Source organism: Acinetobacter sp. YH12140 (genome assembly GCF_013418475.1).
GTDB lineage: Bacteria > Pseudomonadota > Gammaproteobacteria > Pseudomonadales > Moraxellaceae > Acinetobacter > Acinetobacter amyesii.
On sequence record NZ_VPBZ01000003.1, the window covers coordinates 333,416 to 355,035 of the forward strand.

The window sequence follows — 21,620 nt, forward strand, 5'->3', positions numbered from 1 at the left end:
CTCCTGATGGAATTGATCACAGTTGTGATCTTAAAGAACAGCAATCGGATATGAACCCAATACACGAATTTCTTTAACCAATGGACGAATTTCTTCAATCGCTGCTTTGACATTGTCTTGTTCTACATGGCCTTCAAGGTCAACAAAGAAGACATAGGCCCATTTTTCAGGCAAGGCAGGACGTGTTTCAATACTGGTCAAACTGATATTGTGTTTTGCAAATGGTGCAAGAATTTCAAGCAACGCCCCTGCACGGTCATGCGCAGAAATCAACAATGAAGTTTTATCATTGCCCGATTGCGGTACTTTCTCACGACCAATCACCAAGAAACGAGTAGTATTTTCAGGATTGTCTTCAATATTGCTATGCAAAATTTCAAGGTTGTAAATGTTCGCAGCGACTTCAGAAGCAATTGCTGCTGAGTGCCATTCATTGCGAATACGGCGTGCAGCTTCTGCATTTGAACTGAGTGCAACACGTTCTACACCTGGATAATGAGCATCTAACCAACCACGGCATTGCGCCAAAGTTTGTTGATGAGCATAAATTTGTTTAATGCTGTCTTTACGTGTGTTTTCAGACACTAGGAACTGGTGATGAATACGCAGCTCCACTTCACCAATAACATTCAGATGTGAAGATTTGAAGCAATCTAGGGTGTGGTTCACTACACCTTCAGATGAGTTCTCTACAGGCACAAGACCATAGTGCGCACTGCCTGCTTCTACTTCGCGGAATACTTCATCAATCGTTGGAAGAGGGCGAACAACAGCGTCTTGACCAAAGTGTTTCAACACCGCCGAATGTGTATATGTCCCAACTGGACCTAAGAACGCAATACTTTGCGGTGCTTCAAGAGCTAAACAAGCCGACATGATCTCACGGAATAAACGTGCCATTGTCACATCAGACAATGGGCCTTCGTTACGATCCATAACTTTACGTAAAACTTGTGCTTCACGTTCAGGACGATAAAACAATGGATTCTCTTCTGCAGCAAATTTTGCTTTTGCCACAGCTTCAGCTAGTTTCGCACGACGGTTGATAAGTTGTTGAATCTGCATATCAACAGAGTCGATATCTTCACGAATTTGAGCTAAGTCCAGAGAAGTCGGAGTGTTTTGATCATCGTTGATCATTGTTATGTCGCCCTTCAAAAAAATTTTGCAAACAGTATAACAATAGTTAGCTTTCAAATGTTGCGCAATACGACTTTGATGGTTTCAGCCTTAAAAACATACAGTTGATTAAAGCTTCATCAGCTTAACTTAAGAGCCAAAACAGCCAAACTGATAGGTAAAGCCATAATTAAGGCAAATCTTACCTTTTGACGGCTTTATTGATCATTCATCTTGAGCAGCACAATAAATAGGCCTTCTCTTTTCCTCCAAATTTGCATCAGATCCATCCCCTTGTATAAGCCCATCAATCAGTTTATTTCATTGGTCATTTCAGTTTTAAATTTTGCTCTCAATACCTGTAGCAAAATAAAAAATTCTAAACTTGGTTTTCATGGCATAGAAATAATTTGAAACTTAAAGATGATCTATATAAACACTTGGTCATTGATCGTTTTTTCAGTGACTTAATAGGCACTTTCATCTAATGTTTACAGTCATTGACGCATTTATTACAAAAGACACAGGTAATTTTTATCATTGCTTTGTAGTCTAAATATCAGAAAAAAAATAACAGACCCATAGGTACAAGTATGCACAAGAAAATTGCAGTGTTAGTGACCTACGATTTTGAAGATATTGAGTACCTTGAGCCTGTGGAGGCCTTTCGAGCCGCTCGGCACAGCATTATCAATATCGAAGATCAGGTTGGAAAAATCGTTTACGGTATTAAACGCCGTTCCCAGATCACCATTGACCAGAGTATCGAAGACGCCTCTGTCCATGATTTTGATGCCTTGTTTATCCCCGGCGGTTATTCCCCCGAGAAACTCGCTTTAGATGACCGTTTTATCTATTTTGTACGTAATTTTGCAGATAGCCAAAAGCCGATCTTGAGCAGTTGCCATGGTCCACAGTTGTTATTAGAAGCTGGTGTCATACAAGGTCGCCATTTCGCCCAATCTGAAACGCTGAAATCCGCTTTGTTAAACGCGGGTGTGGTGGTTTCGGATCAATCGGTCGTAAATGATAATAACCTGTATATATCGTCTCGTAGTACTTTAGATACGCCTGAATTTATTGAAGTCTGTTTGCAAGTTTTGGGGCAACCGTCATTATCTTAGGTCTCAATATATTCACTTACACTCAACCGCATAATTTAATTCAAACACGCAAATCTATAGAAAGACATCTTAAAAAAATAGCGAAGTCTTCACTTCGCTATTTTAATTTCAGCCTGATAAATTGTTTATCGACCTAAAATACTTCGTGCCACGATTTCTTTCATAATTTCATTGGTGCCACCGTAGATTTGCTGAATACGTGCATCAACAAAGAAACGTGAAATTGGATATTCGGTCATATAACCATAGCCACCAAATAATTGAAGTAGATTATGGGCCACTTTCATTTGCATATCGGTAGAAAAGCTCTTGAGTGCTGCTGCAGTTTCAACATCAAGTTTGCCTTGCATATAAAGTTCAACATTTTGATTATAAAATGCCGCTGTAGCCAATTCGTCAATCTTAGCCTGTGCCAAGACAAAACGAGTATTTTGGAACTGTCCAATCGCCTGTCCGAACGCTTGACGCTCTTTAACATACTGCGTTGCTACATCAATTGAACCACGAATCGCACCAATTGCAGTCGAGGCAATTGCGGTACGTTCACGCGGTAACTCTTGCATCAAGTAAGCAAAGCCTTGTCCAGCTTGACCCAAAAGTTGCTCTTTTGGCACTTTGACGTTGTCATAAAACAACTCTGAAGTGTCTTGCGCATGCAGACCAATTTTGTCGAGGTTGGTACCTTTCTTAAATCCATCCAAATGTGTATCGACTAAAAGTAATGACACACCTTTGGCACGTGCTTGTGGATCAGTTTTCGCAGCCAATACCACAAGGTCTGCATGTTGACCATTTGAAATAAAAGTTTTCGAGCCATTGAGTAGATAATAATCGCCCTGCAAAATTGCACTACTGCGCATAGACTGCAAGTCCGAACCTGCTCCCGGCTCTGTCATACCAATAGCACCGACCACCTCACCTGTGACCATTTTCGGTAACCAATATTGTTTTTGTTCTTCTGAACCAATGTGCAAAATATAAGGCGCTGCAATTTCAGAATGGCATGAAATACCTGTCGATAATGCACTAAAACCTGCGCGTGCAGACTCTTCAACTAGCATCAGTGAATAATGCGTTGGGACACCATAGCCGCCATATTCTTCAGGCACATCCACACATAAAAAGCCATTTTCACCCAAAGCATTCCATACTGAACGCGGCATAATGCCTTCACGTTCCCATTGCTCATAATGTGGTGCGACATGCTCTGCCATAAAGCGGCGAAAGTTATCTCGAAATAATTCTAAGTCTGCATCATAAGCTAGCATGTGTTTCTTCCTTGGTTGAGTTTGTTATTTTGTTGAGCTCAATCCTATTGCAGTTTAGAACAGCCGTCATGCCTAAAAACTAAAGCGTTCAAATTTGGCTTTGCCCTTGCATTAAAAAAGGAAGCCGAAGCTTCCTTTTTAATTACATCTTTTACATCACAGCATCATCCTTAGGCATGATGTGCGTTGCCTTCTTCTTGCATCTGACGGTCAATTTCTTCAGGGTTTGCCAAAGCAAAATCCAGTTTTTCTTTGTCTAATTGACCCACCCATTTCGCAACCACAATCGTTGCCAAAGAGTTACCTACAAGGTTGGTTAATGCACGTGCTTCTGACATGAAACGGTCAATACCAAGAATTAATGCCAAACCTGCAACAGGAATATGACCCACAGCAGACAATGTTGCAGCCATCACAATAAAGCCTGAACCCGTCACACCCGCAGCACCCTTAGATGAAATGAGTAGAACCAATAACAATGTGATCTGATGCGAAATATCAAGCGGTGTATTGGTCGCTTGTGCAATAAAGATTGCTGCCATGGTTAGGTAAATAGACGTACCATCTAGGTTAAATGAATAACCTGTTGGAATAACAAGACCCACTACAGATTTTTCTGCACCAGCAAGTTCAAGTTTTTTTAGCATACGTGGCAGTACAGACTCTGAAGATGACGTACCCAGTACGATCAGTAACTCTTCGCGAATCATGCGAATCATTTTCAAAATACTGAAACCGCAAATACGTGCAATTGAGCCAAGTATAATGAAAATAAACAGCAAACATGTGATATAGAAGCAGATGATCAATTGACCCAATTGTGCCAAACTACCAATACCATATTTACCAATGGTATAAGCCATCGCACCGAAAGCACCAATTGGTGCAAGCTTCATGATCATGTTTACAATGTTAAAGAATACATGTGCAATTTGATCAATAAACTTCAATACAGGCTTACCTGCATCACCAAGTTTATGCAAAGCAAAACCAAATAATAAGGCAAATAATAGAACTTGAAGAATTTCACCCTCAGCAAACGCACCAACAACGGTGTTTGGGATGATATTCATAAAGAATTCTTGTGTAGATTGTGCTGCACCAGATTCAACATATTTAGAAATACCTGAAGTATCTAAAGATGCTGGATCTACGTTCATGCCCACACCTGGTTTTGCAATATTAATCACTGCAAGACCAATAATGAGTGCGATGGTCGAAACGATTTCGAAGTATAGTAAAGCGACCCCACCTGTCTTACCCACAGATTTCATGCTTTCCATGCCTGCAATACCACTCACTACGGTACAGAAGATCACAGGTGCAATAATCATTTTAATTAGCTTAATGAAACCTTGTCCTAGTGGATAGAACAATTCACCCCAGCCTTTTACGTATTGCTCGGTACCATTGATAATTTGCGTACCACTTGGTGAGAAATGACCCACCAATACACCCGCAATAATGGCAACGATCACTTGAAAATATAGTGACTTATAAATTGGTTTTTTAGCCATGACATTACTTCACGATATATTTCTGCTTCAAAGAAATATTCAGTTTTTGTCTATTTTCAAAAAATAAACAGCCCAAAACCCCTTTGTCTTCGACAAAAGAGCACCAAAGGTATTTGACTTAGCCAAATACAGAAAAACGAAATATGTATGGTGATTAAATAATCACATCAGGACCTGATATAGAATCAGCACATTGATCAGGAGATGAAACGCATACTAAAGTAGGTTAAATTTTACCTGTTTTTTAATGGCTTGTTCTGCCACAAATGTTAATTTCGGTTAAATAATAGACCGAGATCATTAGACTATAGTCTAAAGACTGCATTTTTTACGCTCATTATCAGGCTGAAAAACACCAACTATAGAAGTAAACTACCCTTAAGTCCTAATTTTAAGCCCCGTATTTGCATGAACAATAAACGAAATATTTACAAAGATTTTGAACATCCTTTTGCGCAATTTGTCCGTATCGTGGGTAAAGGTAAAAATGGCGCACGTTCGCTCACTTATGATGAAGCCTACCAAGCGTTCAGCATGATCTTAAAAGATGAGGTTTTGGACGTTCAATTGGGCGCTTTCTTGATGTTATTGCGTGTAAAAGAAGAGTCAGTCGATGAACTTACAGGCTTCGTCCAAGCTACACGTGATCAGCTCAAGTTTAAAAAACTTGATGTCGATTTAGATTGGTCATCTTATGCAGGTAAACGCAAACATTATCCATGGTTTTTATTAGCAGCATTAACGCTGGCAAAACACGGTTACAATGTCGTGATGCATGGCGCTTCAGGTCATACCATTAACCGCCTTTATACAGAACAAGTATTAGAGTATTTGGGTTTTCCTATTTGCCAAAATGATACAGATGTGGAAGAACAACTAATACAACGTCATTTTGCTTATATTTCGCTCGACGTCATTTCACCAATACTTAGTGATTTAATTTCACTGCGCAATGTGATGGGTTTACGTTCCCCAATTCACACCCTTGCGCGTCTGATAAATCCATTTAATGCCAAAGCCACCATGCAAGCTATTTTCCATCCAGCCTATAGTGGATCACACCAACGTGCGGCATTTCAATTGGGTTATCAAAATAGTGCTGTCATTAAGGGTGAAGGTGGTGAATTCGAACGTAACCCCGATGCAAAAACATTAATTTGTGGTATCAAGGATGGTGAAATGTATGAACATGAGTTGCCTAAACTGACGGACAACCGTAGTCCAGTCGAAGAAGAACTTGATTTGGCCGTTTTTAAAGCCGTTTGGGACGGTCAGCAGACACATGAATATGGTGAAATCGCAGTCACCGAAACCATGGGAATCGCACTATATACCATGGGTGCAGTCGCAAGTTTTGATGAAGCCATGCAAACTGCCAAAACCATGTGGGCAAATCGTCACGCTTAAATAAGCAGATATGAAGAAATAAATCTAGGCATGCATCAAGCCAATAAAAAGCCAGCATTGAGCTGGCTTTTTCAATCAAAAAGAAAAAGGATTAAACGAAACGAATCGGCTTGAACTCAGGTTCTTCCACATGCGAGTCGCAATGCTCATCTTCTTCTTTGGTCCCACGGTCAATATAACCACTACGCTCATCTTCTGGCAAATGTTTAATTTCCCATGCATACACCGCTTGCATACAAATCTGACGTTGTTCTTGAGTCAGCGCTACACCATTTGGCCATTTACCAATTTCAATTGCCGTTTTTAATCGACCAACAATTTCAGGATCGAGTACGGCAAGCATCTGTTCAATATTCATAATTAATCCTGCTTTAATGAGTCAAAATCTTGGTTCCAGCCTAACTTGGTACGACATGCCATATAGAAGTCATAACCAGGTGGATGTAATAAGTTGAGCTTAAATGGATGTTTGCGGATATGTAAACTATCGCCTACACCCAATGATACACTGTGTTGACCATCGGCACTGACCATTGGTAAAACACGGTTTTCACGAATCAAAATTTTAATTTCACTTTGTCCGCCCACGACAATCGGCCGTGACGACAAAGTATGTGGATGCATTGGTACTAAGGCAATCGCATCCATACTTGGGTGGACAATCGGACCACCACCAGATAATGCATAAGCTGTAGAGCCGGTTGGCGTCGAAACAATTAAACCATCACTGTGTTGGCGGTATACATATTGCCCATCAATATTCAGTTCAAAGTCGATCATGTGTACCGATTTACCCGAGTGCAGCACAATATCATTTAAAGCCACAGCATCATAAATCGACTCGCCTTTCGAGCGAATTTCCATTTCCAACAAGAAACGTCGGTCTAGCTGAAACTCACCTTTAAGCACTTGATCTAACTTGAAAATCACTTCTGTCGGTTTGATATCGGTCAGGAAGCCCAAACGACCACGGTTCACCCCAATCACAGGAGTGTTGTATTTCACCAAGGCACGTGCAGCATGAAGCAATGAACCATCACCGCCAACTACGATCACCAAATCGACGACTTCACCCAATAAATTACGGCTGACCGTCTGAGTATTATTATAGGGAACCAGCTGCGCTGTTTGCGTATCAAATACAGGATGTAATCCCAAACTCAAAATATGATCGTGGATCAAACATAGGGTTTCGATCACTGATGATTTGTCTGGACGACCAATCAACCCAATGTTTCGAAATGATTTATGTGAAATTTGCACCTGCGCTTTTGCTCCGCTTCGCCTCATTGGTATCATATCACTAACAGAAATGATTTAAAAAAACTTTAAAGTTTCGACTTTAGTGAAGTAGCTTCCAATATTTTGCATACATATAACAGTTTAAATATTGCAAAATACTGAAAAGCTTCGCATGATTAGCAAAATTTCTCAGGGTCTTATCACTATTTATGAAGTCTGAACGTGGCATAGGCATAATTGCACTGATTTTTTCGCTGTTGATTATCGGCGGATTTCTCGTGTTCAGCATTTATCTTATTCGTCTAGATAATATTGTACGGGACAAATTCGAAGGTCAACGTTGGGATATTCCAGCCAAGGTATTTGCTCGTCCTTTAGAAATTTACACCAATGCGCCTGTAAGCCAAGCAGACCTCAACCAAGAACTGAAACTTTTGGGCTATAACGCTCAAGATAGCTATGCGAAAACAGGAAGTTACGTTACTTCTGGCAATGTGACCTATATCCATACGCGTGGTTTTGACTTTGGTGATAGTGTCGACCCTGAACAAGTCCTTAAAGTGACCTTTGGTGAAGATCAAATCACTGAAGTAAGTGCGACTAAGCCATCAAGTAGTGGTATTGCCCGTTTAGAGCCGATGTTAATTGGTGGTATTTATCCTCAGCACAATGAAGACCGTGTGCTGATCAAACTTGATAAAGTACCTAAGCCTTTAATCCAAGCTTTAATTGCTACAGAAGACCGTAATTTCTATCAGCATCATGGTATTTCCATTCGTGGTACAGCACGTGCCATCGTAAGTAATGTCACTGGTGGTAAACGTCAAGGTGGTTCGACCCTCACTCAGCAATTGGTGAAAAATTTCTATTTATCGCCTGAAAAAACCATTAAGCGTAAGGCCAATGAAGCCTTAATGGCGATGCTGATTGAACTTCACTATGACAAAGATGAAATTCTTGAAGCTTATTTAAATGAAGTGAACTTAGGTCAAAACGGTAATTATTCAATCAATGGTTATGGTTTAGCCTCACAATTCTATTTTGGTTTACCCCTACGTGAACTAAATATTGCTCAGCAGGCGTATTTAGTCGGTCTAGTTCAAGGCCCAACCCTATTTAATCCGTGGAAAAATCCTGAAGGTGCGATTAAACGCCGTAATATTGTGTTAAACAATATGGTGGTGATGGGCTATTTAACTCAGGAACAATATGAAACTGAGTCAGCACGTCCATTAAATGTCATTACAAAACCAACATTGGGCCCTTCTCGCTTCCCAGACTATATGGATATTGTGCGTCGTCAACTGCGTACTGAATACCAAGAAAGCGATTTGACCAATCAAGGTCTTCGTATTTTCACCGCGATGGACCCGATTGCTCAAACCCGTGTACAAACTGCATTTAAAGAATCTGTGGCACGTTTAAGTAATGCCAATCCAGCACGCTTGAAAGAATTACAAGGCGCGGTACTGGTGTCTCATCCTGAAAATGGTGAATTGGTTTCAGCAGTCGGTTCAACGCAGGACTTTACTGGCTTTAACCGTACGATGGATGCTAAACGTCAAGTGGGTTCATTGCTAAAACCTGTGATTTACCTCAGTGCGATAGAATCCAACCGCTATAACTGGGCGAGTCAAATCGAAGACAGTGCTATCAGCATTCAAAGTGATGGCAAAGCTTGGACACCGAAAAACTATAGTGGTGGTGCACATGGTGTCATACCAATGGTCGATGCCCTATCAAACTCTTATAACCTCTCTGCGGTACGCTTAGGTCAAGAGTTCGGTATGTCGACTTTTATTAACCATCTGAAAAAGTTTGGTGTGACTTCTAATATTCCAAACTACCCTTCGATTTACCTCGGCGCCATTGATATGTCACCGATGGAAGTCATGAGTGTCTATGGCAACTTTGCAACCGGTGGCTTCAAATATCCAGTGAAAGCCATTCGTTCAGTGGTCGATGCCAATGGTCGTTTATTAGATCGTTATAGCTTAACGGTACAACCGACTATTGCACCTGATGCTGCATTTATCTTGAACTACGGTTTACAACAAGTGATGAGTTCAGGGACAGGCCGTTCTGCTTATGCATCCTTACCAGCTTCACTTAAACTCGCAGGTAAATCAGGGACAACCAATGATACACGTGACTCATGGTTTGCAGGTTATTCAGGTAATTACTTAAGTGTGGTTTGGTTAGGTTTAGACAACAATAAAGTTACAGGCTTAACTGGTTCGTCAGGAGCCCTTCCTGTTTGGACCAATGTGATGAAGCAGTTACGTCAAAAACCAGTTAATTTACGTCAACCAGACAGCGTACAGTGGCATTGGTTAGACCGCTATTCAGGTAATTTATCTGCGCAGCATTGTACAGGTGCGATGTATATTCCTCTGTCGCGTAACTCTATTCCAAATCAGGCTACGGCATGTGGTTCGACACAATATGAAGTAGAACCTTACACAGTTGATACTGAAGAGACGCAGCCAACTCAGGAACAAAATGATAGTTTAGGTGACTACATTCGTGAAAGTGATGTCGATAATGATCAGGGTTCATCTGATCAACCTCGCATCATCTCAAGTGGAGAGTATTCAAATTAAACTGCAAAACATTAAAGTTTTAAAAACGTTCAGTATTCTGAGCGTTTTGACGATCATTTTGGCAGGTTGCCAAACCATGAACGAACCTGAGCAAAAGCCGCCTGCTGCGCCTGAAAAAAAGGCAGATATCCATGACCCTTCTGGGGTCATCATTACACCATATGACCATCCAGAAATTAAACGTCAACGTATCGTTATTCCTGAACAGAAAACCCAAATTCAAAAGTTTGATGATGGCCGCGACTTACCTGCATTCAAAAAATTGATGCAAACTACGCAAACCGCTTATGCCAATGGAAAATGGAATGAAGCTGAAAGTGCGGCAACTCAAGCACAGCGTTTGGCACCACAATCTGCGGAAACTTTTTTATATTTGGCAATGATCGCCAATCGAAAAAATCAACCTGCGAATGCAGAATCGTTGGCACTGCGCGGATTAAGCTATGCTCAAACCAAACCGATGAAACAACAGCTTTGGAATGTTGTTTTAAAAGGCGGTCAAATGCAAAAGAAAAGCAGCACCATTCAAAAAGCACAACAAGCCATTAAAGCTCTTTAAGCACCCCCATAAAAAAGCCTGATCTTAATTGAGATCAGGCTTTTTTATTCATTACATACTAAAAGTAAGTTTATTTCTAAAAGTTATTTTAAATCTGAATATCGACTTTCAAATACAAATTTAATTCAATGCACGTATTTTTAACTGATGTTACGCACCTAAAAGTAATTTCGCATATTAAAAATGGTTTTTAAGTCTATTCAACGGAGTCTTACATCTAGGGTTTGAATAAAGGGATTAGCCTTCGGCTGGAGGTACTCTTACAAAACAATGGTTCTCATTAGGCAAAATGAGAAGCGAAGCTTCGCAAGGAAACCATCTTGCGGAACAATGCTCCTCACCGCAAAACTCGTTGACTAGCGTCAAATTATTCAAAGTATCGCAAAACCATTTTTGATTAGAAGGAGTCCTGTCTCAAACACTTGCGGATGACCTTACCACGTATCATTCTTTTATCTGAAGCAAACTGTGCGTCTTATGTTACTGCGTAACATCAGTTTTTAATTTAAAAACTACGAATACCTGCCACCCCATAAGCATGATGTTGCTGTGCAATAGTTAGCAATTCAGGACGCATTCCACCTAAAGCAAAAACAGGGATCTCTATGCTTCGTGCAATCTCAGAAAAATGCGCCCATCCCATTCCTTGCGCCTCTGAATGACTTTGTGTCGCCAGAACTGGGCTAATAAAGATGGCATCACAGCCAATTTTTTGCGCATGCAACGTAGAAACTTGATCATGACAAGCGGCGATATAGCGCTTCCCAAGCTGTAAATCACCTTTATTTTTTTTCAGCAATTGGTACTGCTTAAGATGTAAAGCCGAAATATGTGCTTGCACCTCTGTAGAGAGCAATGACCATAGATCTTCATTAATCATCAGTTGTTTTAAAATCACTGTTGGTAATTGATTTAATGCCTCTGCATTTTCTGCGCTGGCATCGACTCGCCAATAATACAACAGCGTCTCTTGAAGCGTTTCAAATGTTGGTAGATCAGCAGTGATTTTGATCTGTTGCTGCCAATATAAACGCTGCAAAATAGCTTGATTGGCCTTTGGAAAATTCAAGCTCATCAGTTGTTGACGTGAATACCAGGCCCATGGCTTTTGGATTTCATTCAGCAACGCATGCGGGACGGTAGCATGAAATAAATGTAATTTCACCATGACATCATCATATTCATGCTGAATAAAATCAAAAGCATGCCAGTCATGTAAACCAATGCCAACTTCTTCAAAAATTTCACGACGACAAGCTTGTTCAGGACTTTCACCCTGCTCGACTTTACCACCCGGAAACTCATGTTTATTGCCCTGATGTTGTTTTGCTTCACGCCAACCCACCAGTACTTTGTCTTGATGCAATAAAATCGCAATGGCGACATCGATTTGCGGTTTCGACATAGTTCCCTGCTCTCTACTCTGTTCCAATTGATATCCAAGTGTAAGCAAATTTATCTTTTTTATAAAATCCTAAAATTACCGTTGACAGGCCTATTCGATAATGATTATCATTTAAACCATTCAGAAATACACCACGGAGTCGACGGAATGAACGCACCATTTAGCCTTTTTACTCGTAGCAATGAAGCACACCACTCACTGCCTATGCTACATTCAAACAACCTTTTTGCCTTAGGACGTGAAATTCGAATTATGCATGCAGGTGAAGAATATCGACTACGTTTAACACGAAATAATCGCCTTATTTTGACCAAATAATTTCTGATAAAAATAATAATTATCAGCGCAATAAAAATAATCGTGGACACAAGCAGTAAGCCATCCGCTTACTGCTTTTTAAGTTTTATAGCTACTCAAACTTAATTTAAATCGCAACACTCATCTTCCTCTCACAACACTCTTTCGCTCAAATTCAATAGAGCAAATCGTGTTTTTAGCGGATTGGAAAAGTGAGTTGTACCTTTAAGCCGCCCAGTTCAGAGGCATCCACACTTAAATGACCTTGATGTAACTGTACAATTTTTTGTGCAATTGAAATGCCTAAACCTGAACCTTGTGTCTTTGTTCCTAATACGCGGTAAAACCGTTCGCCAATGCGTTGCAATTCTGCGGCTGTCAGTCCTGCACCTTGATTTTCGATCGTCCAAGTCGCTTGCTGCGCTGAAGCCGTTAAATCAATCTTGACCTGTCCTTGCTCAGGACTGTAGCGAATAGCGTTATCAACTAAATTGCGCAGACAGCTAAACATTAACTCTGCGTTCATCGCAAACTGTACAGACTGGGTCTGTAGATTCAATTCGATCTGCTTTTCTTCAATAAAAGGCTGTAAAGCATCAAGGACTTGTAAACTCAGCTGTTCTAAGTCGTTCTGTTTTTTATCTAATTGCTCCGATTGCGTCGGGTCGAGCCGTGCCAAAATCAGTAGATTTTCCAACACGCGCGTTCCTCGATTAACATCGTGCTGTATGCTCAATAAATCCTGCTGAATGTCGGGATATTTTCGTTTTAATACCTGAAGTCGCATTTGAATCGCAGACAGCGGTGAGCGCAATTCATGTGAGGCATCGGAGGTAAAGCGCTGTTCCGCCACTAAGGCTTGATCTAATCGGTTTAATAAAAAATTCAGCTGTGTTTGGATCGGCTCTAATTCCTGTAATACAGGTTCAGGTAAAACAATGGCTTGTAAGTCGTCTACATTTTTTTCAGCAATTTGTTTTGAAAAGAGCTTTAGAACTTTCAATTGACGTTTAATCAAAATATGCAGTAATAGCCATTGGATTAACCAGACAATCAACAGAATCCCTGCATAACCCAATACGCTTTGCAGCGTTTCTCTGAGCCGTGTTTTCATCGGTTGAATGATTTGTACGGTTAATCCATCGTCCTGAAGTGCATAACTACGCCAAAGCGCGCCGTCTCTCCATTGATAATGTAATCCTTGTTTTAAATTGGGCAGATGTTCAAATGCTGTGTGTTGTTCCGATGTGGTTAAGACTTGCGACCCTTGCATGAGTTGATATTGCATTTCAAACTCTTCACTCAGCTCATCTATTTGTTCATCTTGCTTCAGCGTTAGATCAGTAGCAGTAAGCATATCTGCCACTTCGTCCATCAGGGCATCGTGTACACTCATGATGTGATACAGACCAAATCCCAACATCAGACACAGAGAGATTGCTCCCGCCCAAATTGCACTGAGCAGTGAAGTTTTAATCAGTTGCGACTGCAAGGAAATGCTTTTTTTATCACTCATAGACTTAACTTTGTTGAGGAAGATTCATGCGATAACCCAAGCCCCTTAAGGTTTTAATGTAATCACTGCCAATCTTCTTACGCAATTGGTAAATAAAAACTTCGATCGCATTACTTTCCACTTCATCGCCCCATGCATAGAGCGATTCTTCGAGTTGGCTACGCGTCATAATATGCTCAGGATTCAACATCATCTTATGCAAGATTTGATATTCACGCGATGTCAGCGTAATCAATTCCGCATTTTTACGCAGCGTTTTGGCTAGTACATCTAAACTTAATTCCCCGAAAGTCAGAGAATTATCACGCTGCTGATGATGCAAACGTAATTGGGCACGTACCCTTGCTGACAACTCTTCCAAGTTAAAGGGTTTCACCAAATAATCATGGGCTCCCAGATCTAAACCTTCAACACGATCTGCAATACTGTCACGAGCAGTAATGAATAAAACTGGTGTAAGCGGATGCAACTGTACGATACGTTTTAAAATTTCATCACCAGTTACTTTTGGTAAGCCACGATCTAAAAGTATGCAATCATATTGATGTTGTTCTAAAGCCAAAATAGCGTGATCGCCTCGCTCAACCCAATCGACACTGTAGCCATCCATTTCAAGCCATGTTTTTATACTGTCTGCTTGGGATGCATCATCTTCTGCCAATAAAATTCGCATCTTACCTACCCTATTTCTATGGTTCCGACTTCAGTGTATCGAACTTTTGCTCATATCTACTCATATCATAAAAAAACCACAGCAAGCCGTGGTTTTTTTATGGAGCAGCACTGAAATGAATAACAGGCTAAATTAAAATTTTACTTGATCGACATCAACTTCAACGCGTTTCGTCGGTGTGTAATCAATGTCGATTTCTCCAATGAGCGTTACCGGTGTTTTAGCTGAAATCGCTTTGCCTTGCCAAAGTTCATCATCAATATCCACTGTAATGCTGCCTGTGCTATCGCGGAACTGATATTTTTCATCGCCCATCGATTTCACAACATAACCTTTCAATTGAACTTTACTATCATCTTTTAAGCCTAAGGCATGTTTCACAGATGTGGTTTTCATCGGTGCAACTGCTGTTTGATTAACGGCTGTATTCGCGACTGCAACCGATGCCACACCTGCAAATGCTAAACCACATACCAATTGAGTGAATGTTTTCATCTTCGGTCTCTCTTACTGTGTCTATTTCGATAGCGCTATTTAAACAAAGCAAGATGAGTCGAATCTTAAGCTGCAAAGACGTTTTTATTTACTTTGATCGAACCATTAGTTGAGCGGCACGACACGCAGGACTTCTTCTAAAGTGGTTACCCCTGCAAGTACTTTACGCGCACCGGCAATTCGTAATGGCTCGACATGCTCTTTACGTGCCTGTGTACGTAATTGGGTTAAATCTGCATTAGCACCAATCAATTGCTTGGTTTCAATACTGAGTGGCATAAATTCATAAATTCCCACACGGCCTTTATAACCCGTTTGACGGCATTCATCACAGCCCACCGCCTCGTAGACAAAATCAGGCATTTGAATCGCATATTCAAAGGTCAGATGTTTCCACTCTTGTTCATTGATAAAAGTCTCACGCTTACAATGTGGACAGAGTTGACGAACCAAACGTTGTGCCAAAACCCCTAAAATGGTCGCTGCGGTTAAAAAAGGCTGGATACCTAGGTCATGTAATCGCGTCAAACTCGATGGTGCATCATTGGTATGTAAAGTTGAAAGCACCAAATGACCTGTTAATGCAGCTTGGATCGCCATATTTGCCGTATCATGATCTCGTATCTCCCCGACCATGATAATGTCAGGGTCTTGACGCATTAAAGCCCGTACACCATCAGCAAAGCCCAGATCAATCCCTGTATTCACCTGCATTTGGTTAAAGCTTGGCTCTAACATCTCAATCGGGTCTTCAATGGTGCAGACATTCACTTCTTCAGTTGCTAATTGTTTGAGTGATGAATAAAGCGTGGTGGTCTTACCTGAACCTGTCGGACCGGTCACTAAAATAATACCGTGACTATGACTGGTTAAGGCCTTCCAATCATCCAGCAGACGCCCTTCAAAACCGAGCTGTTGGAAACTACGTACCAAGACTTCAGGGTCAAAAATACGCATGACTAACTTTTCACCAAAGGCTGTTGGCAGCGTCGATAAACGTAGCTCTGTTTCTTGGCCTTTGGGTGTACGGGTTTTTAAACGTCCATCTTGCGGTTTACGTTTTTCAGCCACATTCATCCGACCTAAGATCTTAATTCGCGAGACCACGGCTGTCAGGGTATTTGCGGGCATGTTGTAGATGGTATGCAATACGCCATCGATACGAAAACGCACCTTTCCTGTATCTTTACGCGGCTCGAGGTGAATATCACTTGCACCTTGTTCGAAGGCAAACTGTAAGACCCAATCCACAAGCTTCACAATATGCTGATCATTGGCATCTGGATTTTGTGTATCACCTAATTGTAATAGCGCTTCAACGCCTTTATTTTCACGGTCATAACTCGATGATTTTTGCGAATTACTGACCGCACGACTCACTTGGTAATATTCAACCAAATATCGCTGTAGTTGATCTGGACTGAGTAATACACGCTGAATCTTGCGTGGTAATACCGTTCTTTCTAAATTGGCAATCCATTCATTTTTATAAGGTTGATCCGTTGCAATCAACACATGCTCATTTTGTAATTCCACCGCTAAAATGCGATTTCGTACTGCAAATTCCTGCGACATAATGGCTGTCAGTGCAGGCACATCAGCTTTTAAAGGATCGATAATATAAAACGGTACACCTGACTTTTCTGCCAACCATTGACAGAGTCTATTAAGTGTTAAGGTAGACTGCGGATGACTCTGATCGACTAAATTAAAATTGGCAATCCATTGTAAAGGATGCCATTTCAACTGCTCACGCTGACGGTGCGTGGTTTGAATCAGCATTTTGTCGCGTTCAGTAATACGTCCATCTTTTTGTAATTGGTCTAAACACCAAGAAGTGTCAATTTCAAAATTAAAAGTCATTGTTCTATGTTCCCCAAACATAAAACTACTATAGCAAGTTTTTGACATCACATTAGATAAATTGGGCGCAGCAGGTGTGTAATTACCTAGAACGTAAATAAGATGTAACGCTCGGCTATGCTGAATTAAAAGGACAATATTACGAAGTTGAACGCCATCTGAAAGACCTAGAATACAGCATGGCTGATGAAATCCAAGATGAAGCCCTAAAAAATGCAAAAGGCAATTGAAAGGAGCTAAAAGCTCCTTTTTTTATTGAGATATATCAATAATCAGAATTTGTAGATCACAGACCTGAAATTTTACATTCAATCCACCAAATAACATGCCATACACACGTTCATCATCATGCTGATAAGCAGGACGTGGATCTAAACTCAATACTTGTTCCAGTTCTGCTGTTAATTGTTCGGTTAAATTGCCATTATTCAAAAATACCTGTTTTTGTTGCTCAGCGTGCTCTGACCAAATCACAGATTTTCTTTCTGGCTCATCCTGCGCATAACCGCTTTGCGCATCCATCACTGCATCTGAATATTGAATATACGGTTTGATATCTAAAATTGGTGTTCCATCCAACAAATCACTACCGACAACATAGACACGTACCGATTTACCGACTTTTTTCACCCCTTTGAGCTGCACAACCGACAAGCCCATAGGTGACGGCCGGTACATACTTCGTGTCGCAAATACCCCGATTTTTTGATTACCACCTAAACGCGGAGGACGAACTTGCGGACGAAATTTTGTCGAATCTGCATTTTTATTTTCATGAAACTGCCAAATCAGCCAAAGATGACTAAAATCTTCAATCCCTTCAAAAGCCAATAAATCGTTATAAGGTTCCACCATTTCAATATAAGATTCGACTTGCACCAAATTCGGCTGACGTGGAATACCAAATTTTTCTCGGTAGGGAGATTTCATATACCCGATAATTGGCATTTTAAGCTCAGACATAATCACTTTTTCTGATAAGTTCAATTAAATATATTCAGTTTATCGAGAATGATTTTAGATTAGAATAGTAAGCTGTTCTAATTTGATAATTTTATTGAGACCTTTAATGGCTGCTTTTAACGTCGAAAAGATTACTCACGTCCACCATTGGAATGACACTTTATTCTCTTTTAAAACCACTCGCGATACTGCACTGCGTTTTAAAAACGGTCAATTTGTGATGATCGGCCTTGAAGTAAATGGTAAGCCTTTAATGCGCGCTTATTCTATTGCAAGCGCAAACTATGAAGAAGAATTAGAGTTTTTCTCTATTAAGGTTCCAGATGGTCCTTTAACGTCTATTTTACAAAAAGTAAAAGTTGGCGATGAAATTTTAGTGTCTAAAAAACCTACAGGTACTTTGGTTCTAGATGACTTAAACCCTGGTAAAAACTTATACCTACTTTCTTCAGGTACAGGTCTTGCACCGTTCCTTTCTGTAATTCGTGACCCTGAAACTTACGAACGTTTTGAAAAAATCATCGTTGTACATGGTACTCGTTTCATTTCGGAATTGGCTTATCAAGATTTAATCTTAGATGAAATTCCTAACCACGAATTCTTTGGTGAATTAGGCGCGAAAGAAAAATTGGTTTACTACCCTACTGTAACTCGTGAAGAATTCCATACTCAAGGCCGTGTAACTACTGCCATTGAAACTGGTCAACTTTTCGAAAAAATTGGTCTTCCACGTTTCAACCCTGAAACTGACCGCGCAATGCTTTGCGGTTCACCTGCATTCCTAGACGACGTTGCTGCGCTACTTGACCAGCACGGTCTGAAAGAATCTCCTAAGATGGGCGTTCTAGGCGACTACGTGATTGAACGTGCATTCGTTGAAAAATAATTAGATGTAAATTAAAAAGCGCATGTCATCATGCGCTTTTTTTATCTATACACCACTAATGACTGATACAGTTATTTTTCTTCTTTTACCTTCAATTCATCAATAATTTTTGCTCTCCACTCTAAACCTTTCTCAGTAGCATCAGGTAATTCATTCGATAAATTAATTTCCACACTGTCATCTGGATATATATGTACAGCTAAATATTTTTTATCTTTTAAATTTTCATTCGTCAATGTGGGGACATTGGTTGCAATATGCTTTTTAGAGCTATTACCTTCTCCCCATTTAATATATTGAGCTCCTGTTATCACTGCTGATCTTTTCGTTCCACTACCTAGCCCTCCACCTAACTCCTCTCCATTTAATTCAACAATATATGGAATATAACTTGCATCATAACCATAAGATGTTGTCGTCAACACATAAGTTTTTGTTGAATGTGTATTACACCCTATTAAACTCATTGCTGAAAGCATAATAAGCATTAAATTCGTTTTTAAAACTTTCATCATTATCCTTTTAAAAATATTGGGTTTTAATTTATTTAATTAAAAATTAATAATATTATCCATTAGAAACGAATATCAAAAGGAAAATTTATCCTATTTATCACCAGCAAACTGCCAATATATATTCGCATCCATTTCAAAATGCCCCCCGGATGGCATCTACTTATTCAGTCAGATACCAAATCGTTAGACCCCAAGGATTATCTTTAATCTCAGGCATACCTTCTCCTTGATTAAAATGACGTTTTTCCATGTTATTCGCAGGACTATACCATTCACCTGTTTTAGGGCAAATTTGTCCTGCTTCGCATCTTAGTGTTTTTGTACTAGGATTACTTATATCCTTCTCGCAAGGTACAAATTCTCGGGCAAATTTAACCAAATCTTTTGGATAAATCATATGTGTTATTTCGCTATCATCTAAATCTAGCAAATAAACGTAAGCAGCAGCTTCTATAGCCCAATAGCCAAAATAACCTCCATTTTATGTAAGTCATACCATGGAGCACTTTCAAATGCGGGATACCATAATTTCAAATATTCCTGTATATCTTGAATACTCTCTTTTTTAGTATCTCTATATTTACTAAAAATTAATGAGCGATATGGATTATCAAAAAACCATTGATCTACATCATATCTATCCATCAACTCAAATGATAAAAAGTCCTCATACAGCGTATCTAATTGTTCTGTTTGCTCATGGTAAATTTTGTCTTGCATCGCTGCAATACGTGGTAATAGGTCTCTTCTATGTAATAGATAACACAGTCCTATCAACTGCATACATCTTTCGTACTCATCTATTGCGGTGAAATAAAATGGTGCCCAATCATTATCTTTTTCTGCAGCTCTAAATGCGATTGTATATTTTTCATAAGCAATTATTACATCTTCAAAAATTAATCTTAAATCTAAAATCTTATATCCTGACGTCAATAATAGCGAAAATAAATTATATGAGTACTCAGCATGAGTGCTCATTGCTAACTTCTTTTTTTGTTCATGGTTATCGCCACTTCCCCCTACATTATTAAACCAATAATCAATATATTCTCTATAATGATCAGCAAACGTGATAAAATTATCCTCAGTTAAATAAAACTGTCTTTTCTTTTTATCAAAACCCATTCTGATTCCCAAAAATAATGCCCCGAAGGGCATGTTTTATTTATTCCTCACCATTAAAATACCAGTACACTTCACCCCAATCTGTTTCAGAAAGTGTTGGTAACATTTCACCTCTTAACACATGAACACGTGAATCCTCTTGTGCAGGGGTTGTCCAATAGCCCGTTTTTGGGGATTTTTCGCCAGCTTTGACTTTTATTACAGTTAGATTCTCTTGGGTTACTTCAGATTGAGTATTATTTTTACGAGCCCATGCAACTATATCTTTAGGATAAAACAAATGTTTATGTAAAGAACTTTCATCCAAATCTAGTAAATAAACAAGAGCTGCTGCTTCAAAAGCCCAGTAACCAACATATGAATAATTATCTAAATTTAAATGACTATTGTACCAAAGTGTATTTTTATGCATTTGATACCAATCAGCCAAATATTCATCCAACAGATCAATCGCATGATTTTTGTTATTTTTAATTATTACATTATCAATCACATCGCATAATATTGAAAAATTATAACTATATATCCCATCTCTTTCAGTATCTGGATGATTAGAATCCGTTAGTTTTAAAAACTTATTAATCACTTCATCTTCACTAAAAGTTCCTCCATCCTCGCCATTGATTAATTGTTTAATTGTAGATAATAAATTATTTTTATTTAGCAATACTGCTAAGCTAATTGTACTTAATGCAATAAAACCACCTTCACCACCAATAACAACTGGCTTTTTACTTGCTTTAAAAACTCCTAATGCTTCTGCTTGTTTTTCATAACCTTCTATTACTTTTTCAAATAATGGAGATATTTCTTCTATTGGCTTTCCTGCAGTATAATGAAGATATAATAAAGAATGATAGATCCATGTAATAGATTGCCATCTTGAAGCTTCTCCACAATTATATTGATCACCTTCAAATGCATCACTTTCTAAATATAAGGGTATTCCTTCTTCATTGTATTCTTTAGTCTTTAAATAATAATCTTCAGTTAAAAAAATCTGTCTTTTATATTTATTGAAATTCATATTAATCCTAAAA

At 39.5% G+C, this 21,620-nt stretch carries 20 protein-coding genes and 1 pseudogene; 6 read left to right on the forward strand and 15 right to left on the reverse strand.

The window, feature by feature from the left end; genetic code table 11:
• Positions 1-30: 30 nt before the first annotated feature.
• Positions 31-1,140, reverse strand: a complete 1,110-nt coding sequence (pheA, locus tag FTU75_RS05270) for a prephenate dehydratase (protein WP_180077541.1) — start codon at positions 1,138-1,140, stop codon at positions 31-33.
• Between the two features lie 572 nt (positions 1,141-1,712).
• On the opposite strand from pheA, the gene FTU75_RS05275 reads away from it, so the two are divergent.
• Positions 1,713-2,243: a DJ-1/PfpI family protein gene (locus FTU75_RS05275; protein WP_180074075.1), complete on the forward strand. Its 531-nt coding sequence runs from the start codon at positions 1,713-1,715 to the stop codon at positions 2,241-2,243.
• A gap of 125 nt (positions 2,244-2,368) precedes the next feature.
• Here FTU75_RS05275 and FTU75_RS05280 read toward each other — a convergent pair whose 3' ends face one another.
• Positions 2,369-3,511: an acyl-CoA dehydrogenase family protein gene (locus FTU75_RS05280; protein ID WP_111885331.1), complete on the reverse strand. Its 1,143-nt coding sequence runs from the start codon at positions 3,509-3,511 to the stop codon at positions 2,369-2,371.
• Between the two features lie 170 nt (positions 3,512-3,681).
• Positions 3,682-5,028, reverse strand: a complete 1,347-nt coding sequence (locus tag FTU75_RS05285; protein WP_180115329.1) for a dicarboxylate/amino acid:cation symporter — start codon at positions 5,026-5,028, stop codon at positions 3,682-3,684.
• Between the two features lie 408 nt (positions 5,029-5,436).
• Between FTU75_RS05285 and FTU75_RS05290 the strand changes: the two genes are divergently transcribed.
• Positions 5,437-6,435 (forward strand): glycosyl transferase family protein, encoded by a 999-nt coding sequence (locus tag FTU75_RS05290; RefSeq protein ID WP_180115330.1) that lies wholly within the window; start codon positions 5,437-5,439, stop codon positions 6,433-6,435.
• Positions 6,436-6,526: 91 nt separating this feature from the next.
• On the opposite strand, the gene FTU75_RS05295 is transcribed toward FTU75_RS05290, so the two are convergent.
• Entirely contained in the window at positions 6,527-6,793 is a 267-nt protein-coding gene (locus tag FTU75_RS05295; protein ID WP_078189099.1) for a YeaC family protein, read from the reverse strand.
• A gap of 2 nt (positions 6,794-6,795) precedes the next feature.
• On the reverse strand, positions 6,796-7,734 hold the full coding sequence (locus tag FTU75_RS05300; protein WP_078189100.1) for an NAD(+) kinase: 939 nt from the start codon (positions 7,732-7,734) through the stop codon (positions 6,796-6,798).
• A 152-nt stretch (positions 7,735-7,886) separates the two neighbouring features.
• On the opposite strand from FTU75_RS05300, the gene mrcB reads away from it, so the two are divergent.
• Together mrcB and FTU75_RS05310 are read left to right on the forward strand one after the other, a co-directional pair.
• Positions 7,887-10,280, forward strand: coding sequence for a penicillin-binding protein 1B (gene mrcB / locus FTU75_RS05305; protein WP_180115331.1), 2,394 nt, complete (start codon positions 7,887-7,889; stop codon positions 10,278-10,280).
• Positions 10,281-10,356: 76 nt separating this feature from the next.
• Positions 10,357-10,839 (forward strand): tetratricopeptide repeat protein, encoded by a 483-nt coding sequence (locus tag FTU75_RS05310; RefSeq protein ID WP_180115448.1) that lies wholly within the window; start codon positions 10,357-10,359, stop codon positions 10,837-10,839.
• A gap of 505 nt (positions 10,840-11,344) precedes the next feature.
• Here the strand turns inward: FTU75_RS05310 and FTU75_RS05315 are convergent.
• Positions 11,345-12,244 (reverse strand): NUDIX domain-containing protein, encoded by a 900-nt coding sequence (locus FTU75_RS05315; protein ID WP_180115332.1) that lies wholly within the window; start codon positions 12,242-12,244, stop codon positions 11,345-11,347.
• A 147-nt stretch (positions 12,245-12,391) separates the two neighbouring features.
• Here FTU75_RS05315 and hemP point away from each other — a divergent pair, with 147 nt between their 5' ends.
• Positions 12,392-12,562: a hemin uptake protein HemP gene (hemP, locus tag FTU75_RS05320; RefSeq protein WP_078189103.1), complete on the forward strand. Its 171-nt coding sequence runs from the start codon at positions 12,392-12,394 to the stop codon at positions 12,560-12,562.
• A gap of 175 nt (positions 12,563-12,737) precedes the next feature.
• On the opposite strand, the gene FTU75_RS05325 is transcribed toward hemP, so the two are convergent.
• The 5 genes from FTU75_RS05325 to tsaA form a co-directional block, all read right to left on the reverse strand.
• A complete protein-coding gene (locus FTU75_RS05325) occupies positions 12,738-14,057 on the reverse strand; it encodes a HAMP domain-containing sensor histidine kinase (protein ID WP_180115333.1) in 1,320 nt (439 codons plus the stop codon).
• A gap of 4 nt (positions 14,058-14,061) precedes the next feature.
• A complete protein-coding gene (locus tag FTU75_RS05330; RefSeq protein ID WP_180115334.1) occupies positions 14,062-14,730 on the reverse strand; it encodes a response regulator transcription factor in 669 nt (222 codons plus the stop codon).
• 132 nt (positions 14,731-14,862) lie between these two features.
• Positions 14,863-15,225, reverse strand: a complete 363-nt coding sequence (locus FTU75_RS05335) for a NirD/YgiW/YdeI family stress tolerance protein (protein WP_180115335.1) — start codon at positions 15,223-15,225, stop codon at positions 14,863-14,865.
• A gap of 105 nt (positions 15,226-15,330) precedes the next feature.
• Complete coding sequence (locus FTU75_RS05340) at positions 15,331-17,088, reverse strand: GspE/PulE family protein (protein ID WP_078194425.1); 1,758 nt, start codon at positions 17,086-17,088, stop codon at positions 15,331-15,333.
• A 252-nt stretch (positions 17,089-17,340) separates the two neighbouring features.
• Complete coding sequence (tsaA, locus tag FTU75_RS05345; protein WP_180115336.1) at positions 17,341-18,051, reverse strand: tRNA (N6-threonylcarbamoyladenosine(37)-N6)-methyltransferase TrmO; 711 nt, start codon at positions 18,049-18,051, stop codon at positions 17,341-17,343.
• 106 nt (positions 18,052-18,157) lie between these two features.
• Here tsaA and FTU75_RS05350 point away from each other — a divergent pair, with 106 nt between their 5' ends.
• Positions 18,158-18,937, forward strand: coding sequence for a ferredoxin--NADP reductase (locus FTU75_RS05350; protein WP_111885341.1), 780 nt, complete (start codon positions 18,158-18,160; stop codon positions 18,935-18,937).
• Positions 18,938-19,008: 71 nt separating this feature from the next.
• On the opposite strand, the gene FTU75_RS05355 is transcribed toward FTU75_RS05350, so the two are convergent.
• The 4 genes and pseudogenes from FTU75_RS05355 to FTU75_RS05370 all read right to left on the reverse strand — a co-directional run bounded on the left by FTU75_RS05355 (position 19,009) and on the right by FTU75_RS05370 (position 21,607).
• On the reverse strand, positions 19,009-19,449 hold the full coding sequence (locus FTU75_RS05355) for a hypothetical protein (protein ID WP_111885342.1): 441 nt from the start codon (positions 19,447-19,449) through the stop codon (positions 19,009-19,011).
• A 163-nt stretch (positions 19,450-19,612) separates the two neighbouring features.
• A complete protein-coding gene (locus tag FTU75_RS05360) occupies positions 19,613-19,882 on the reverse strand; it encodes a hypothetical protein (RefSeq protein ID WP_257223714.1) in 270 nt (89 codons plus the stop codon).
• A 6-nt stretch (positions 19,883-19,888) separates the two neighbouring features.
• A pseudogene (locus FTU75_RS05365) lies at positions 19,889-20,613 on the reverse strand (PoNe immunity protein domain-containing protein); the annotation flags it as partial.
• A gap of 7 nt (positions 20,614-20,620) precedes the next feature.
• Positions 20,621-21,607: a PoNe immunity protein domain-containing protein gene (locus FTU75_RS05370; protein ID WP_180115338.1), complete on the reverse strand. Its 987-nt coding sequence runs from the start codon at positions 21,605-21,607 to the stop codon at positions 20,621-20,623.
• Positions 21,608-21,620 lie beyond the last annotated feature (13 nt).